19 protein-coding genes are annotated in these 15,545 nt (G+C 71.8%); 13 read left to right on the plus strand and 6 right to left on the minus strand.

Annotated features, from left to right (window positions below; genetic code table 11):
- From N787_RS02380 to N787_RS02395, 4 genes are all read left to right on the plus strand, one after another.
- On the plus strand, window positions 1–522 hold a 522-nt coding region (locus tag N787_RS02380; RefSeq protein WP_281174057.1), incomplete at its 5' end, for a DNA polymerase III subunit gamma/tau C-terminal domain-containing protein.
- 16 nt (window positions 523–538) lie between these two features.
- Window positions 539–865, plus strand: coding sequence for a YbaB/EbfC family nucleoid-associated protein (locus tag N787_RS02385; protein WP_034210520.1), 327 nt, complete (start codon window positions 539–541; stop codon window positions 863–865).
- Between the two features lie 10 nt (window positions 866–875).
- Complete coding sequence (gene recR, locus N787_RS02390; RefSeq protein ID WP_034210523.1) at window positions 876–1,478, plus strand: recombination mediator RecR; 603 nt, start codon at window positions 876–878, stop codon at window positions 1,476–1,478.
- Window positions 1,479–1,489: 11 nt separating this feature from the next.
- The gene (locus tag N787_RS02395; protein WP_034210525.1) at window positions 1,490–1,831 is read left to right on the plus strand and encodes a histidine triad nucleotide-binding protein; all 342 of its coding nucleotides are present in this window, start codon (window positions 1,490–1,492) and stop codon (window positions 1,829–1,831) included.
- 7 nt (window positions 1,832–1,838) lie between these two features.
- On the opposite strand, the gene N787_RS02400 is transcribed toward N787_RS02395, so the two are convergent.
- From N787_RS02400 to N787_RS02415, 4 genes are read right to left on the minus strand one after another with little or no spacing between them, the layout of a single operon-like run.
- Window positions 1,839–2,300, minus strand: a complete 462-nt coding sequence (locus N787_RS02400; RefSeq protein ID WP_052575058.1) for a Slp family lipoprotein — start codon at window positions 2,298–2,300, stop codon at window positions 1,839–1,841.
- Window positions 2,297–4,252 (minus strand): transglutaminase TgpA family protein, encoded by a 1,956-nt coding sequence (locus N787_RS02405; protein WP_034210526.1) that lies wholly within the window; start codon window positions 4,250–4,252, stop codon window positions 2,297–2,299. Before N787_RS02405 ends, N787_RS02400 begins: the two co-directional genes overlap by 4 nt.
- On the minus strand, window positions 4,245–5,213 hold the full coding sequence (locus tag N787_RS02410) for a DUF58 domain-containing protein (protein ID WP_245593942.1): 969 nt from the start codon (window positions 5,211–5,213) through the stop codon (window positions 4,245–4,247). Before N787_RS02410 ends, N787_RS02405 begins: the two co-directional genes overlap by 8 nt.
- Before the next feature lie 5 nt (window positions 5,214–5,218).
- A complete protein-coding gene (locus tag N787_RS02415) occupies window positions 5,219–6,172 on the minus strand; it encodes an AAA family ATPase (RefSeq protein ID WP_034210527.1) in 954 nt (317 codons plus the stop codon).
- A gap of 52 nt (window positions 6,173–6,224) precedes the next feature.
- On the opposite strand from N787_RS02415, the gene N787_RS02420 reads away from it, so the two are divergent.
- Entirely contained in the window at window positions 6,225–8,072 is a 1,848-nt protein-coding gene (locus N787_RS02420) for a glycosyltransferase family 39 protein (RefSeq protein WP_052575060.1), read from the plus strand.
- Here the strand turns inward: N787_RS02420 and N787_RS02425 are convergent.
- Complete coding sequence (locus tag N787_RS02425; protein WP_034210528.1) at window positions 8,057–8,632, minus strand: Maf family protein; 576 nt, start codon at window positions 8,630–8,632, stop codon at window positions 8,057–8,059. The genes N787_RS02420 and N787_RS02425 overlap by 16 nt on opposite strands.
- A complete protein-coding gene (locus N787_RS02430) occupies window positions 8,629–9,114 on the minus strand; it encodes a hypothetical protein (RefSeq protein WP_034210529.1) in 486 nt (161 codons plus the stop codon). The genes N787_RS02425 and N787_RS02430 overlap by 4 nt, the downstream gene beginning before the upstream one ends.
- Window positions 9,115–9,233: 119 nt before the next feature.
- Here N787_RS02430 and N787_RS02435 point away from each other — a divergent pair, with 119 nt between their 5' ends.
- The 8 genes from N787_RS02435 to fabF all read left to right on the plus strand — a co-directional run bounded on the left by N787_RS02435 (window position 9,234) and on the right by fabF (window position 15,537).
- Complete coding sequence (locus tag N787_RS02435; protein ID WP_034210530.1) at window positions 9,234–9,749, plus strand: YceD family protein; 516 nt, start codon at window positions 9,234–9,236, stop codon at window positions 9,747–9,749.
- A gap of 13 nt (window positions 9,750–9,762) precedes the next feature.
- Window positions 9,763–9,957, plus strand: a complete 195-nt coding sequence (rpmF, locus tag N787_RS02440; protein ID WP_034210531.1) for a 50S ribosomal protein L32 — start codon at window positions 9,763–9,765, stop codon at window positions 9,955–9,957.
- Window positions 9,958–10,094: 137 nt separating this feature from the next.
- A complete protein-coding gene (locus N787_RS02445) occupies window positions 10,095–11,075 on the plus strand; it encodes a beta-ketoacyl-ACP synthase III (protein ID WP_034210532.1) in 981 nt (326 codons plus the stop codon).
- A gap of 6 nt (window positions 11,076–11,081) precedes the next feature.
- Window positions 11,082–11,801 (plus strand): BUD32 family EKC/KEOPS complex subunit, encoded by a 720-nt coding sequence (locus N787_RS02450; RefSeq protein WP_052575061.1) that lies wholly within the window; start codon window positions 11,082–11,084, stop codon window positions 11,799–11,801.
- An 85-nt stretch (window positions 11,802–11,886) separates the two neighbouring features.
- Window positions 11,887–12,819 (plus strand): ACP S-malonyltransferase, encoded by a 933-nt coding sequence (fabD, locus tag N787_RS02455; protein ID WP_425387839.1) that lies wholly within the window; start codon window positions 11,887–11,889, stop codon window positions 12,817–12,819.
- Between the two features lie 242 nt (window positions 12,820–13,061).
- Window positions 13,062–13,805 carry a 3-oxoacyl-ACP reductase FabG gene (gene fabG, locus N787_RS02460; RefSeq protein WP_034210534.1) on the plus strand — a complete coding sequence of 248 codons (744 nt, stop codon included), beginning with the start codon at window positions 13,062–13,064 and terminating at the stop codon, window positions 13,803–13,805.
- A gap of 130 nt (window positions 13,806–13,935) precedes the next feature.
- Window positions 13,936–14,175 carry an acyl carrier protein gene (acpP, locus tag N787_RS02465; protein WP_034210536.1) on the plus strand — a complete coding sequence of 80 codons (240 nt, stop codon included), beginning with the start codon at window positions 13,936–13,938 and terminating at the stop codon, window positions 14,173–14,175.
- 123 nt (window positions 14,176–14,298) lie between these two features.
- Window positions 14,299–15,537: a beta-ketoacyl-ACP synthase II gene (gene fabF, locus N787_RS02470; protein ID WP_084590586.1), complete on the plus strand. Its 1,239-nt coding sequence runs from the start codon at window positions 14,299–14,301 to the stop codon at window positions 15,535–15,537.
- The last annotated feature ends 8 nt before the right edge of the window (window positions 15,538–15,545 follow it).

Raw genomic sequence — 15,545 nt, forward strand, 5'->3', positions numbered from 1 at the left:
GCAATGGCCAGCGAACCCCAGCCGACCCGCGGCCCGATCCCGAGCCCGGCGCCCACCGCCGCAGGCCCGGCTCCGACCGCACCGGCCAGCGCGCCCGGCGCCCCGGCCGCGGCGTCTTCCGGCCAGGTGCTCGCCCACGCCGAGGATTGGCTCGCCCTCGTGGCCAGCGTCGGCCTGAAGGGCCCGGTGCGCGAACTGGCCGCGCACAGCGCCTTCTGCGGCCACCAGGACGGCGTGCTGCAGCTCTCGCTGCCCGACAGCTTCGACCACCTGCGCAGCGACGGCCTGGTGCGCCAGCTGGCCCAGGCCCTGGCCGGCCCGCTCGGCGCGCCGCCGCAGATCCGCTTCGAATCCGCCCGCGCCCACGCCGGCGATACCCTGCACGCGCGCACCGAGCGCGAGCGCGGCCAGCGCCAGTCCGAGGCCGAATCGGCCTTCCTGTCCGACCCGGTGGTCAGCCGCCTGGTGCAGCAGGGCGCCACCGTCCTCACCGAATCCATCCGTCCCCTCGACGACCACTGATCAGAAGGAACACACCATGCGAGGCAACATCGCCCAACTCATGCAGCAGGCCCAGCGCATGCAGGAAAACCTCAAGAAGGCCCAGGACGAACTGGCCACCATCGAGGTGCAGGGCCAGTCCGGTGGCGGCGTGGTCAAGGTCACGCTGACCGGCAAGATGGAGTGCCGCAGCGTCCGCATCGATCCCTCGGTGCTGGCCGATCCGGAAATGGCGGAAGACCTGGTCGCCGCGGCGTTCAACGACGCGGTGAACAAGGCCAACGAGGAAAGCCAGAAGCGCATGTCCGCCGCCACCGCCGGCATGCCGATCCCGCCGGGCATGAAGCTGCCGGGGATGTTCTGATCCTTCCCGCATGAGCGCCTCGCCCCTGCTCGAACAGCTGATCGAGGCGCTGCGCTGCCTGCCCGGCGTCGGCCAGAAATCGGCCCAGCGCATGGCCTACCACCTGCTCGAGCGCGACCGCGAGGGCGGCCTGCGCCTCGCCGGCGCGCTGGCCGAGGCGGTCGAGCGCGTCGGCCACTGCGAGTCCTGCCGTGATTTCAGCGAAGACCCGCTGTGCCCGATCTGCGCCAGCGGCTCGCGCGACCGCAGCCTGCTGTGCGCCATCGAATCCCCGGCCGACCGCCTGGTGATCGAACAGGCCACCGGCTACCGCGGCCTCTACTTCGTGCTGCAGGGCCGGCTGTCGCCGCTCGACGGCATCGGCCCGCGCGAACTCGGCCTCGACAAGCTGGCCGAGCGCCTGGCCAGCGGCGAGCCGCGCGAGCTCATCATCGCCACCAACCCCACCGTCGAGGGCGAGGCGACCGCGCACTACCTCGCGCAGCTGGCGCGGCAGTCGAACGTGCGCCCGAGCCGGCTCGCGCACGGCGTACCGCTGGGCGGCGAACTGGAATACGTCGACCGCGGCACGCTCGCGCATGCCTTCGGTTCGCGCACCGAGATCCCTTCCTGAAGGACGCCACGATGGCCACGATTTTCGACAAGATCATCGCCCGCGAGATCCCCGCCGACGTCGTCTTCGAGGACGAGCACGTGCTGGCCTTCCGCGACATCCACCCGCAGGCGCCGGTGCACGTGCTGTTCATCCCGAAGCGCGCGGTGGCGACGCTCAACGACCTGGGCTCCGGCGACGAGATCGTGGTCGGCCGGCTGGCGATGGCCGCGGCGGCCTATGCCAAGCGCGAAGGCTTCGCCGAGGACGGCTACCGCGTGGTGATGAACTGCAACCGCGACGGCGGCCAGACCGTCTTCCACATCCACCTGCACCTGCTGGCCGGGCGGCCGATGGCCTGGCCGCCGGGTTGAGCCGGGTTCACCAGGTGTAGGGCGAAGGCGCCTTGACGCGGGTGCTTTCCGGCGTCTCGGGCCACAGATAGACCACGTCCGCATCCATGCGCGGCAGGCGGAAGCCGCCGCCGATCTCGTGCACCTCGACGCCGGCCAGCGTGCCCGCGAAGGTCAGCTGTCGGCCGGGTGCGAACACCGCCGGATCGTAGGCGCCGGGGCGGCAGGCCAGGAAACGGCCTTGGCCCGGGCTGCGGCCGTAGGGCCGGGCATCCTCGGCCAGCGGCTCGGACGCCACCAGGAAGCAGGTGTGGGTGTCGAAGCGCACCAGCTCGAGCAGGCGCCCGCCCCAGCGCACGCGTTCCCCCGCCAGGTCCTGCTGCACCGCGACGCGCGGGGTGATGGCCGCGAACTCGCCCTGCAGGGGTTTCGGCGTGGTGACGCAGCCGGACAGGGCCAGCACGGCAGTGGCGATCAGCAGGCGTTTCATGGCGTGGCTCCGGGGCGCGCGGGGGTGGGTCGGAAGGCGCGCAGGTCGCGGGCGAGCTGCGCCTCTTCATCGGGGGTGGGTCGGGCGGGAGCGTAGCGCCAGTCGGCGTAACGCCGGCTGAGCATCGCGATCCGATCCGCCTGGCCCGGCAGCGCCGCGGCGAGGCGGGCTCCGAAGGCCAGCGGCGCTTCGTGTACCGCCTTGGCGACGCCGGCCCGGCGCATCCGCCGCACCAGCGCCAGCCACGCCGCGTCCACCGGGTGGCGGGGCGTTGGCCGGCCGCGCATCACCACCCACAGCGTGATCGCCAGGGCCAGGCCGGCGCCGACCGCGAAGGCCGCGCCCAGTTGCCCCGCGCTGGCCTGGTCGATGCCGAGCGGGCGCAGCAGGCTGGCCTGGCGCGCGGCATTGAAGCCGAGCACGAAGTCGTTCCAGCCGCGGCGCATCCAGTCGCCGAAATCGCGCAGGGGCATGAAGGCCTCGGGCAGCAGCGACCTGGCGCGGAGCTGGTCGTCGATGGTGTCGAGGATGCGCGAGGGCGCCACCGCCGCGGTGGGGTCCACGCGCACCCAGCCGCGGCCGTCCAGCCACACCTCGTTCCACGCGTGCGCATCGCGGCCGCTCACCATCCAGTAGTCGCCGTAGGGATTGCGGTAGCCGCCGACGTAGCCGATGACCACGCGGGACGGGATGCCGGCGCCGCGCATCAGCGTGGCGAACGCCGAACTGTAGTGCTGGCAGAAGCCGACCTGGGTCTCGAACAGGAAGTCGTCCACCGCATCGCGCCCGCTGGGCGGCACCGAGAGGCTGTAGCTGAACTCGTTGCCGATCCAGGCCAGGGCGCGCCGGACCACGGCCTCGTCGTCGCCGGCCGCCTCGGCCCGCCACTGCGCCGAGAGCGCACGCGTGCGCGGGTTCAGCCCCGCCGGCAGCGACAGCGCGGCGCGCTCTTCCCGTGGGTCCAGCTGCACGCCGACTTCGGCGCGCACGGCCGCGACGGCTTCGTAGCGCAGCAGGCCGATCACCGGCCGGTCGGACTGCACCGACAGGTCGCTGCCGAGGTCGCTGCCCTCGGGCGCCGCCAGCGTCGTGTCGAGCACGGGGAGGTACCGGCGTTCATTCGGCTCCAGCGAGACTTCGTAGCGCAGGGTCGGCGACCGGGGCCGGATCGGCGGCGGCCGGCCGGGAACCCGCACGTCGCCGCGGCTCCAGGTGCGGCCATCGAACGCCCACAGCACCTGCGCCCGCCAGTAAAGGTCGGACGCGCCCGGCGCCCCGCCGGGGAAGCGCACGCGCATGGCCGGTTCGTCCGATGCGAACGTCTCCATCCACTGGTCGGGCGTCATGCTGTCGCTGAGCCCGCCGCGGCCGACGGCGTTCTCGGGCATGCCCCACAGCGGGCTGCCCAGGCGCGGGAACAGCCAGAATCCCGCCAGCGCCAGCGGCAGCGACAGGCCGATCGCCGCCGCGGCCAGCTTCGCCCGGCGGCCATCGAAGGCCGGCGCCGGCGCGCCGGGCCGCTGCTCGGCCAGCACCGAGAGCGATAGCAGCAGCAGGCCGACGGCGGGGATGGCCAGCGCCATCGTCACCGGCCCCTGGTCCTGCAGGAAGGCGGCGAACGGTGCGAACAGCGAGAAGCCGAGCAGGCTGCGCGCGTCGCGAAGGTCGCGGGTCTCGAAGGTCTTCAGCACCAGCATCGCCGCCAGCAGCGCGCAGCCGGTGTCGCGGCCGATGCTGAAGTTGTGGCTGGCCAGCACGTAGCCGATGACCAGCAGCACCATCAGCAGGCGAAGCGCGGTCGGCCAGGCCCGCGGCACCGCGATGCCGATCGCGGCCAGCACCAGCAGCCCGAGCGCGAGTTCGCCGCGCACCTGCAGCAGCAGCGGCACCAGGCAGGCCATGGCGGCCGCCAGGCACCAGCGGCGCAGCGAGGGCGACATGCGCTCAGCCATGGGGCATCAGCGCCAGCGCGCGCAGGCAGGCGTGGCGATGCTCGGGGCCGGACCCCGGCCCGAGCCGGGCGTCGGGCAGGCGCAGGCTGAAGCGGCGATCCTGGCGCTCGGCCTCGAGCACCCAGCGGGTGAGGCGGCTGATGCGCGCCTCGTGCGGCAGGCTGTCGAGCGCGTACCAGTCGAGCTCGATCTCGCTGCGGGCGGTGGATTCGTACTCGCGCACCAGCAGGCGGTCCATGCGCGCCGAGGTTTTCCAGGCGACCTGGCGCAGCGTGTCGCCGCTGCGGTAGTCGCGCAGCTGGTGCGGCTGCTCGCCGTGGCTGCGGGCGCGGCTGGCCTGGCCGTCGCCGCCGAGGTCGGGCAGGGGCACCGGCTCGGCTTCCGGCGCGGGATAGACCAGCAGGCGGGTGTCGGGGCGCAGCCAGCTCCAGGCGCGGGCCAGGCCGAACGGCCGCACCGTGCACAGCCGCACGCGGTCCAGCGGCAGCCAGCCGCGGCGTGTCGTGGGCAGGGGCAGCACCACCTCGGTGCGCTCTCCCGGCATCAGGTCGAAGAAGGCCTCCTCGCCGCCCACGCGCAGCTCAAGCCCGGGCCGGCGGCGCTGCCCGGCGGCATCGAACGCGAAGCGCAGCCTGATCGCGCGCCCGGCGTGCACCGGTTCGGCGTGCAGCGCGATCAGGCGAACGCCCGACAGCGTGAGGTGCGCATGCACCAGGCTGTTGTGCGCCACCGCCATCATCACGAAGGCCAGCAGCAGCGCCGGGTTGTTGTTGTAGTTCAGGCCGCCGACCAGCATCGTCAGCAGCATCAGCGCCAGGAACAGCCCGAAGCCGGTGGGCAGGATGTAGACGCGCCGGCGGTCGATGCGCACCGGCACCGACTCGGCGGTGCGCGGCCGCACCAGCGGCAGCCGGGCGAGGCGCTCGCTGAGGCGTTCGATCGGTTCCAGGGGCCGCGCCACCGGCTTCAGTCCACCGCCACCGTGCGCAGGATGCCTTCGGCGAGCGCGTCGCGCCCTTCCGACTCCGATTCGGGCACCAGCCGGTGCGCCGCCACGTGCGCGAACAGCGCCTGCACGTCTTCCGGCAGCACGTGGCTGCGGCCGTCGAGCAGGGCATGCGCCCGCGCACCGCGCAGCAGGCCCAGGCCGGCGCGCGGCGACAGGCCGACCTGCACGCCGGGATGGCGGCGGCTTTCCTGCAGCAGCGCCTGCACGTAGTTCACCAGCGCGGGGCTGGCGTGCAGGTGGTCGACGGCGCCGCGCAGCGCCAGCAGCTGGTCGCTGCCCAGCAGCGGGAGGCTTTGCGCGATCAGGTCGCGGCGGTCCTCGCCGGCCAGCATCTCGCGCTCGGCGGCGGCGTCGGGGTAGCCGAGTTTGAGCCGGATCAGGAAGCGGTCCATCTGCGAATCGGGCAGCGGGAAGGTGCCGGCGAGGTCGACCGGGTTCTGGGTCGCGACCACGAAGAACGGCTGGGGCAGCGGGTGGCAGGTGCCGTCCACGGTGACCTGGTGCTCGGCCATGGCCTCGAGCAGCGCGCTCTGCGTGCGCGGCGGCGCGCGGTTGATCTCGTCCGCCAGCAGCAGCTGGGTGAACACCGGGCCGGGGTGGAAGCGGAATTCGCGCGAGGTCTGGTCGAAGATCGACACGCCGATGATGTCGGAGGGCAGCAGGTCGGAGGTGAACTGCATGCGCTGGAAATCCAGGCCCAGCGTCGCCGCCATCGCCCGCGCCAGCGTGGTCTTGCCCAGGCCCGGCAGGTCCTCGATCAGCAGGTGGCCGCCGGCGAGCAGGGTGGTGAAGGCCAGGCGCACTTCGCGCGGCTTGCCCAGCACCAATCGGTTCACCTGCGCGAGGGCATCGCCCAGGGCCTGGCGGGTGCCATCGGTTAGGATGTGGGCGTCGATGGGCTGCGCTTGCATGGCGTGCGTCCGAGTAAGGAATGCTGAGGAAGGATACCCCCCGGATGCTGGCATGGCCCTGAGTTCCGCGCGCGTGAAGTTCACCGCCGCGTGGCTCCTGCTTCTGCTCGCCAAGGCCTGGCTGGCGCTGTCGCTGCTGCCGTTCGGCGACGAGGCCTTCTACGCGCTGGAGTCGCGGCGGCTGGCCTGGGCCTACTCGGACCTGCCGGGGCTGACCGCGTGGCTGGTCCGGCTCGGCACGTCCCTCGGCGGCATGGAGCCGCTGGCGATGCGCGCGCCCTTCCTGCTGCTCGGGGCCGCGCTGCCGTGGCTGGTGCGCGGCATCGCGCGGCGCTGGTTCGGCGAGGCGGCGGGCTGGCAGGCGGCGTGGATCGCGCTGCTGATGCCGCTGGCCGGCCTGATGGGCGTGCTGGCGCTGCCGGACGTGCCGATGCTGTTCGCGACGCTGCTGTGCCTGGACGCGTTTGCCCGGATGCTGCAGCGGCCGGCCTGGCCGGCGGCCGCGCTGCTGGCGCTGGGCCTCGCGCTGGGTGCGCTGTCGCACTATCGGTTCGCGCTGGTGATCCTCGCCGGTGGCGTCGGCCTGCTGCTCGATCCGCGGGGTCGCGCGCTGCTCGGCTCGCCGAAGCTCTGGCTGGCGTTCGCGCTGGGCGCGCTGGCCTGGTGGCCGCTGCTGGCCTGGAACCTCGCCCACGCCGGTGCCGGCCTGGGCTTCCAGTTCGTGGACAGGCATCCGTGGCAGCTGCAGGCGGACGGGCTGTGGTGGCCGGTGGTGCAGGCGCTGGTGCTGACGCCGCTGTTGTTCGGGCTGTTGCTCGCGGCGCTGCGGATGGCGTGGCAACGGCGCGATACGCCGGGCGAAGTGCCGTGGCGCTTCGTCCTCGGCGTCGCGACGGTGGCGGTGCCGGGCTATTTCGCGATGGCGTTCTTCGCCGATACCGATCGCGTCAGCTTCCACTGGCCGCTGGCGGGCTGGCTGCTGCTGGCCTGTGTGGCGCCGGCGGTGCTGGCGAGCTGGCGGGAAGGCTGGCGTCGGGCGCTCTTCGCGAGCACGGCGTTCGGCGCGGTGGCGCTATTCGCCTATCTGGCGATGGTTTCGCAGGCGCCAGGCAGGGCCTGGCTCGCGGCGGGCCCCGGGTACGCCGACAATTTCGCGGGCTGGGACGAAGCCTCGCGTGCCACGGCGCAGGCGCTGGCGGCGATGCCGGCGGACACACGCGTGGTGGCCGACAACTTCATGCTGGGCGCGCAGCTGGCGTTCGCGCTCGATCGCGGCGACATCGCGGTGCTCGAGCATCCGCTCAACACCAAGCACGGCCGGGCCGTGCAGCTGGCGGACTGGGGCCTGCTCAGCGCGGGGCGCGCGGACTGGGGCGATGCGCCGGTGCTGCTGGTGGTCGAGGACACGGCGCGCCCGCTCAAGGACCGCCTGGCGGGCTATCGCGCGCTGTGCGCGCGTGCCGGCGCGCTGCCGGCCGCGCAGGTGCTGAACGTGGACCAGGGGCGCAAGCGCTTCCTGCTGTTCCCGCTGGACGGCGATGAAAGCGGCTGCACGCAGCCGGCGCTGGCGTGGCTCGAGACCCCGGCGCCCGGGGCGCGGTGGGAAGACGGCGTGGTTTCAGGCTGGGCGCTCAGGCCCGGCGCCGGCGTGGCGCGGATCGAAGTGACGCTGGATGGCGAGGTGGTGGCCGAAGCGGCGCCCGCGCTCGCGCGGCCGGACGTGCTGCAGTACTGGGGCTTGGCCGACGAAGATCCGCGCGTCGGATTCGAAGTCCGGGTGCCCGCCGGACGGCTGGCGCCCGGCGACCGCTGGCTGGGCCTGGTGCTGCACGGCCGGGACGGCAGCGTCGAGCCCTGGCCTGCGCAGCGGGTCCGGATCCCGGATCAGGGCAGCCGGTAGCCCGCGCGCCGCAGTGCGTCGGCGACCGCGATCAGCGGCAAGCCGACCAGGGCGGTCGGGTCCCGGTTCTCGATGGCCTCGAACAGGCTGATGCCCAGGCCTTCGCACTTGAAGCTGCCGGCACAGTCGTAGGGCTGCTCGGCGTCGAGGTAGCGAAGGATCGCGTCGTTGTCCAGGGTCCGGAACCGCACCCGGGTCTCGTCCAGGCCGGCGAAGGCCGGGTCCTCGTCGCGGACCAGGCAGAACGCGGTGTGGAACCGCACCTCGCGCCCCGAGGCGGCGGCCAGCTGGCGAAAGGCGGTATCGCGCTCCCCCGGCTTGCCCAGCGGCAGGCCGTCGCGGTCGGCCACCTGGTCCGAGCCGAGGACCCAGGCGCCGGGATGGCGACGCGCGACCTCGCGGGCCTTGGCCTCGGCCAGCCGCCGGGCCAGGTCCGGCGGGGACTCGCCCGGCCGCGGGCTTTCGTCCACGTCCGGCCGGTCCACGGTGAAGGGCAGGCCGAAGCGCGCCAGCAGCTCGCGGCGGTAGCGCGAGGTGGAGGCCAGCACGAGCGGGGTCATGGCGTGCCGGCGTCCCGGCGCAGGGTGGGGGGCTCCCGCCGGGCGGCCTCGGCGCTGGCCTCGGTGGCCTCGGCCAGTTCGGCGCCGGCGCGCTCGAGCTCCGCGAGCTGGGCCGAGAGCTTGCCCCGGGCCCGGTCCAGGGCGGCGCAGGCGGCGTCGAGCTCGGCCTGGGGGGCGCTGGCGCTGTGCTTCTGGATCCAGAGCCGGTGCTGGAGGATGTCGCGCTTGGCCTCCAGGATCGGCAGGGTCCGGTCCAGCGAGGCGTGGGCCACGGCGGCGATGTCCGACGGCACCCGGCCGACGACGGCCTGCATGGCCAGCATCTGCTTCTGGCTGCGGTCGAGCAGGGCCTGCATCTCGTCGGCCAGGTCCAGCAGGCGGACCAGGGCGCGGTCCCGGCGGCGGGAGCGCAGCAGCCACCAGAGCAGGGGCAGGGCCAGGACCAGGGCGGCCAGGCCGGCCAGGACGATGAAGTTGGGCATGAGCGGCTTCCGGACGGCAGCCGGCAGTCTGCACCAGCGCCCGCGAGGCCGGCAAACCCCTGTTTCCGCAAAGGCTTAGGTTTGACATGCCGCCGGTCCGGGCCTATCATTTCGCGCTTATGTCCGTGCCCCTGCCTCCCGTGCTTGATGCCTGGCGCATGGTCTCGGCCAAGCGTCGCTTCGAAGGCCGCCTGCCGCTGTCCGGGATGCCCCGGCTCCGCGACGGCCTGGTGGACGCCGAAGGCGACTGCCGCTACGTGATGGAATTCGGCCGCGATGCGGTGCTCGACCTGCCTTTCGTCGAGCTGCACATCGAGGCCGAGCTGCCGCTACAGTGCCAGCGGACGCTGGAGCGGTTCCTGCATCCGGTCTCGTTGTTCCAGCGCCTCGGGCTGCTGACCGACGAAGCCCAGGAATCGGCGCTGCCGGAGGACATGGAGCCGTTCCTGCTCGATGCCGGCGGCGAGATGCACCCGGCCGAGCTGGTCGAGGATGAACTGATCCTCGCCATCCCGGTGGTACCCATGGATCCACGCTCGACGGAGGTCACGGCCGAATGGCCCGCCGACGTCGAGGTTGAAGAAAAACCGAACCCTTTCGCCGCGCTCGCCGCGTTGAAGGCACACAAGAAGTAGTTGGAGATAGAACATGGCCGTCCAGAAGTCCCGCGTCACCCCGTCCCGCCGTGGCCAGCGTCGTTCGCACGACGCGCTCACCGCCAAGCTGCTGTCCACCGACGCGACCTCGGGCGAGACGCACATCCGCCACCACGTGACCAAGGACGGCTACTACCGTGGCAAGAAGGTCATCGAGGTGAAGTCGTCGGTCGTTTCCGAAGACTGATCCCGGCGGCCCGCCCCCGGGCGGGCCGACCGCACCTGATCGCCCCCGGGCGGATCGGACGTGCTTGATGGGATGTATCCTGAACGCGGCGGGCCTGGTCCCGCCGCGTGCGTTTGTGCATGTCGCACCCTGAGGGGATGAGGATGGCTGTTTATTCGCGTATCGCCGGCACCGGCAGTGGCCTGCCCGAGAAGATCCTGACCAACAAGGACCTCGAGCAGTTCGTCGAAACCAGCGACGAGTGGATCGCCAGCCGCACCGGCATCCGCCAGCGCCACGTGGCCGCCGAAGGCGAGACCACCTGCGACCTCGCCGAGCGCGCCGCCCGCGCCGCGATGGAAGCCGCCGGCGTCACCGCCGCCGAGCTCGACATGATCGTCGTCGGCACCACCACGCCGGACCTGATCTTCCCGTCCACCGCCTGCCTGCTCCAGCATCGCCTGGGCGCCAACGGCTGCGCGGCCTTCGACGTCAACGCCGCCTGCTCGGGCTTCATTTACGCGCTCAGCGTGGCCGACAACTTCATCCGCGCCGGCAATGCGAAGACGGTGCTGGTGGTCGGCGCCGAGACGCTGACCCGCATGCTCGACTGGTCCGACCGCAACACCTGCGTGCTGTTCGGCGACGGCGCCGGCGCGGTGGTGCTCAAGGCCGACACCGAGGCCGGCATCCTGTCCACGCACCTGCACGCGGACGGCGGCAAGAAGGAGCTGCTGTACAACCCGGTCGGCGTCTCGGTCGGCTTCAAGCCGGAAGAGAAGAACGCCGGCGTGCGCGTGCTGATGACCGGCAACGAGGTCTTCAAGCACGCGGTGAAGGCGCTGGACGCGGTCGTGGACGAGACGCTGGAGGCCAACGGCCTGCAGAAGTCCGACCTCGACTGGCTGATCCCGCACCAGGCCAACCTGCGCATCATCGAAGCCACGGCCAAGCGCCTGGACATGCCGATGGACCGCGTCATCGTCACCGTGCACAAGCACGGCAACACCTCGTCGGGCTCGGTGCCGCTGGCGCTGGACGAGGCGGTGCGCTCGGGCAAGATCCAGCGTGGCCAGCTGCTGCTGCTCGAAGCCTTCGGTGGCGGGTTCACCTGGGGCTCGGCGCTCATCCGCTACTGATTCCCGGTGGCCGCGACCCTCGTCCGTCGCGTCGAGGCCGACGGGCGCGTCGCCTGGCGCAAGACCTATTCCGATGGCGGCACCCGCCGCCGCATCGCCGTGCTGCGCTGGGTCGCACGCCGGCTGGGCGCGAACGCGCTGCTCGCGCCGATCCCGCTGGGCCCGGCCGAGGCCTGCCGCACGGAGCAGGCCATGATCCGCCGCCTCGCGGCGCTGGGCGCGCACGTGCCCACCATCCTCCACGCGGGCGAGACCGAGCTGCTGCTCGCCGACCTCGGCCCCACGCTGTCGCAGACCTGCCGGGATGAAACCAACGCCGAGGCGCGTGCCGCCCTGGTGGCGCTGGGGCTGCAGGCGCTGCTCGAACTGCATCGCCGCGGTGGTTACCTCAGCCAGGCCTTCGCACGGAACATGACCCTGCGCGACGGCCGCGTCGGCTTCATCGACCTCGAGGAAGACCCGGCGACATTGATGCCGCTGGCGGCCGCGCAGGCGCGCGACGTGCTGTTCTACGCGCACTCCACCGCGCGCTTCCTCGCCGACCGGCCCGGCGCACACGCCGGCCTGCTGGCCGCGCACCTCGCGCAGGAATCGCCGGCGGTGCGTGCCGAGGTCTCGCACACCGCGCGCCGGCTGGCGGTGCTGGCGCCGCTGGCACGGCCCTTCGGCGCCCGTGCCCGCGCCGTCGCGGAGGCGCTGGTGAGCCTGCGGCAAGCGGCCGGCTGACCCTACGCTCAGGTACAGACGTTCGGCGCACCGGCTCGCTTATCATGGCGCGTTCACGACCCACGGATCGCTTCGGATGAGCCAGATGCTCGCTTTCGTTTTCCCCGGCCAGGGCTCGCAGTCGCTCGGCATGCTGGCCGAACTGGCGGCGGCGCATCCGGTCGTGCGCGCGGCGTTCGACGAAGCCTCCGAAGGCGCGGCGGTCGATCTCTGGGCGCTGTCGCAGCAGGGGCCGGAAGAGCAGCTCAACCAGACCGAATTCACGCAGCCCGCGCTGCTCGCCGCCGGCGTCGCCACCTGGCGCGCGTGGGAAGCGGCCGGCGGTCCGCGCCCGTCGCTGCTGGCCGGCCACAGCCTAGGCGAATACGCCGCGCTGGTGGCGGCCGGCGCGATCTCGCTGGCCGACGGCGCGCGCCTGGTGCGCGAACGCGGCCGCCTGATGCAGCTCGCCGTGCCCGCGGGCACCGGCGCCATGGCCGCGGTGCTCGGCGCCGAGGACGCGCAAGTCGCCGATGCCTGCCGCGAAGCCAGCGGCAGCGAAGTGGTGGTGCCCGCCAACTTCAACTCGCCCGGCCAGATCGTCATCGGTGGCCACGCCGCCGCGGTCGACCGCGCGATGGCCGCGCTGTCTGCGCAGGGCGTGCGCAAGATGGTGAAGCTCGCGGTGTCCGTGCCCTCGCACACCCCGCTGATGCGCGAGGCCGCCGACCGCCTGGCCGAAGTCATGGCCGGCATGGCCTGGCGCGAGCCGGCGCTGCCGGTGGTGCAGAACGTCGACGGCCAGGTGCACGCCGGGGTGCCCGCGATCCGCGAGGCGCTGGCGCGCCAGCTCTACCTGCCCGTGCGCTGGACCGACTGCGTGCAGTCCCTCGCCAGCCGCGGCGCCACCCGCATCGCCGAGTGCGGCCCGGGCAAGGTCCTGGCCGGCCTGTGCAAGCGCATCGACAAATCCCTCGACACCCGCGCCCTCGGCACCCCCGCCGACTTCGACGCGGCGCTGGTGGAGTGGAGAAGCTGATTCTTTTGCCACGGATGAACACAGATGAACACGGATAGGGCAGAAGACTATTCAGACGCGGATTGACGCGGATAAACGCGGATAGAACAGAGCAGGTTTGGTCTCGCCGCGCCCCAGTTTCCTTTGTTTTTGCTTTATCCGCGTTCATCCGCGTCAATCCGCGTCAAAAAACTCTTTTTGCTCTATCCGTGTTCATCTGTGTTCATCAGTGGCAAAACCGCTCTAAACCGGAGTAACCAAAGATGTCCGAAGTACTGAAGGGTGAAATCGCGCTGGTGACCGGTGCGAGCCGGGGCATTGGGGCGGCGATTGCCGCCGAGCTGGCCGCGCTGGGCGCGACGGTGATCGGCACCGCCACCACCGAGGCCGGCGCCGCCGCCATCGGCGAGCGGCTGGCGGGGCAGGGCGGGGCCGGGCGCAAGCTCGACGTCGCCAGCGGCGACGAGGTGGAGGCCGTGCTCGAGGAGATCGGCAAGACCTTCGGCCCGATCTCGATCCTGGTCAACAACGCCGGCATCACCCGCGACAACCTGCTGATGCGCATGAAGGAAGAGGACTGGCAGGCCATCCTCGACACCAACCTCAGCTCGGTCTTCCGCACGTCCAAGGCCGTGATGCGCGGCATGATGAAGGCGCGCAAGGGCCGCATCATCAACATCGCCTCGGTGATCGGCGTCACCGGCAATGCCGGCCAGGCCAACTACGCCGCGGCCAAGGCCGGCATCATCGCCTTCAGCAAGTCGCTGGCCAAGGAAATCGGCAGCCGCGGCGTCACCGTCAACGTGGTGGCCCCGGGCTTCATCCAGACCGACATGACCAAGGACCTGCCGGAAGCCTCGCGCGAGGCCCTCGTGGGCCAGATCGCCCTCGGCCGCCTCGGCGAGCCGGAGGACATCGCCCGGGCCGTGGCCTTCCTGGCCGGCCCGTCGGCGGCCTACATCACCGGCGAGACCCTGCACGTCAACGGCGGCATGTACATGCCCTAACCCCTTGTCGCGGCAGGATTTGATATAGAATCCCGCCGCCCGATCCAGGCCGCGGCGCGACAGGCGCCCGCCGCGGCTTCCTTTTCATTACAATGCGCCCGAACACATCCCTCCGGGAGGAGAACGATCCATGAGCAGCATCGAAGAACGCGTCAAGAAAATCGTCATCGAGCAGTTGGGCGTGAAGGAAGAGGAAGTCACCGTGAACGCCTCGTTCGTGGACGACCTCGGCGCCGACTCGCTGGACACCGTGGAGCTGGTCATGGCCCTCGAGGAAGAGTTCGAGTGCGAGATCCCGGACGAAGAGGCCGAGAAGATCACCTCGGTCCAGCAGGCCATCGATTACATCAAGGCCCACGTCAAGGCCTGAGTGCCTTAGCGTTGCCGACGCCAGGGCCGCGCTTGCGCGGCCCTGCGCGTTTGCGGGATCCGGCGGATACGCCGGCGCATGCGCGGCAAGGCCGTGCCCCCTGAATCCATGCGGAGTTTCGCCATGAGTCATCGTCGCGTCGTCGTCACCGGCATGGGCATCGTCTCGCCCATCGGCAACACCCTGGCCTCGGCCTGGGACAGCATCGAGGCCGGCCGCAGCGGCATCGGCGCGATCACCCACTTCGATGCCTCGGCCTACGCCACCCGCATCGCCGGCGAGGTGCGCGACTTCGACGCCAAGTCCTTCCTGCCGCCGAAGGACGTAAAGAAGATGGACACCTTCATCCACTACGGCCTCGCCGCCTGCTTCCAGGCCATGGACGACGCCGGGCTGGAAGTGACCGAGGCCAACGCCGAGCGCATCGGCGCCATCATCGGCGCCGGCATCGGCGGCGTGCGCGGCATCGAGGAAACCGCGATCACCCTGCACGAAGGCGGCCCGCGCAAGGTCTCGCCGTTCTACGTGCCCAGCACCATCATCAACATGCTGCCTGGCCAGCTGACGATCATGAAGGGCATCAAGGGCCCGAACTTCTCGGCGGTGTCGGCCTGCGCCACCTCCAACCATTCCATCGGCATCGCCATGCGCATGATCCAGTACGGCGACGCCGACATCATGGTCGCGGGCGGCGCCGAGCACGGCTGCACGCCCACTTCGGTCGGCGGCTTCTGCTCGATGAAGGCGATGTCCACCCGCAACGACGACCCGACCCGCGCCTCGCGGCCCTGGGACAAGGACCGCGACGGCTTCGTGCTCGGCGATGGCGCCGGCATCCTGATCCTCGAGGAATACGAGCACGCCAAGGCCCGCGGCGCCCGCATCTACTGCGAGCTCGCCGGCTTCGGCGCCAGCTCCGACGCCTTCCACATGACCGCGCCGAGCGAGAACGGCGACGGCGCGGCGCGCTGCATGCGCGCGGCGCTCAAGGACGCCGGCGTCAACGCCGACCAGGTCGGCTACCTCAACGCGCACGGCACCTCGACGCCGCTGGGCGACCTCGGCGAGACGATGGCGATCAAGACCGCCTTCGGCGACCACGCCCGCGAGATGATGGTCAGCTCCACCAAGTCCATGACCGGCCACCTGCTCGGCGCCGCCGGCGGCGTGGAGGCGGTGTTCTCGGTGATGGCGCTGCACACCGGCGTGATCCCGCCCACGATCAACCTCGAGAACCCGGGCGAAGGCTGCGACCTCGACTACGTGCCCAACGTCGCCCGCCGCAAGCAGGTGGACGTGGCGGTCTCGAACGGCTTCGGCTTCGGCGGCACCAACGGCACCCTGGTCTTCCGCCGGCTCTGAGCCTGCGA

Origin of the sequence: Arenimonas metalli CF5-1, assembly GCF_000747155.1 — a bacterium.
Taxonomy (GTDB): Bacteria; Pseudomonadota; Gammaproteobacteria; order Xanthomonadales; family Xanthomonadaceae; genus Arenimonas; species Arenimonas metalli.

Coding starts and splice junctions, on each gene's coding strand:
- fabG (WP_034210534.1), top strand. CDS start 13,062: ATGTCCGAAGTACTGAAGGGTGAAATCGCGCTGGTGACCGGTGCGAGC.
- N787_RS02420 (WP_052575060.1), top strand. CDS start 6,225: ATGGCCCTGAGTTCCGCGCGCGTGAAGTTCACCGCCGCGTGGCTCCTG.
- N787_RS02425 (WP_034210528.1), bottom strand. CDS start 8,632: ATGACCCCGCTCGTGCTGGCCTCCACCTCGCGCTACCGCCGCGAGCTG.
- rpmF (WP_034210531.1), top strand. CDS start 9,763: ATGGCCGTCCAGAAGTCCCGCGTCACCCCGTCCCGCCGTGGCCAGCGT.
- fabD (WP_425387839.1), top strand. CDS start 11,887: ATGCTCGCTTTCGTTTTCCCCGGCCAGGGCTCGCAGTCGCTCGGCATG.
- acpP (WP_034210536.1), top strand. CDS start 13,936: ATGAGCAGCATCGAAGAACGCGTCAAGAAAATCGTCATCGAGCAGTTG.
- recR (WP_034210523.1), top strand. CDS start 876: ATGAGCGCCTCGCCCCTGCTCGAACAGCTGATCGAGGCGCTGCGCTGC.
- N787_RS02435 (WP_034210530.1), top strand. CDS start 9,234: ATGTCCGTGCCCCTGCCTCCCGTGCTTGATGCCTGGCGCATGGTCTCG.
- N787_RS02405 (WP_034210526.1), bottom strand. CDS start 4,252: ATGGCTGAGCGCATGTCGCCCTCGCTGCGCCGCTGGTGCCTGGCGGCC.
- N787_RS02430 (WP_034210529.1), bottom strand. CDS start 9,114: ATGCCCAACTTCATCGTCCTGGCCGGCCTGGCCGCCCTGGTCCTGGCC.
- N787_RS02445 (WP_034210532.1), top strand. CDS start 10,095: ATGAGGATGGCTGTTTATTCGCGTATCGCCGGCACCGGCAGTGGCCTG.
- N787_RS02415 (WP_034210527.1), bottom strand. CDS start 6,172: ATGCAAGCGCAGCCCATCGACGCCCACATCCTAACCGATGGCACCCGC.
- N787_RS02400 (WP_052575058.1), bottom strand. CDS start 2,300: ATGAAACGCCTGCTGATCGCCACTGCCGTGCTGGCCCTGTCCGGCTGC.
- N787_RS02395 (WP_034210525.1), top strand. CDS start 1,490: ATGGCCACGATTTTCGACAAGATCATCGCCCGCGAGATCCCCGCCGAC.
- fabF (WP_084590586.1), top strand. CDS start 14,299: ATGAGTCATCGTCGCGTCGTCGTCACCGGCATGGGCATCGTCTCGCCC.
- N787_RS02385 (WP_034210520.1), top strand. CDS start 539: ATGCGAGGCAACATCGCCCAACTCATGCAGCAGGCCCAGCGCATGCAG.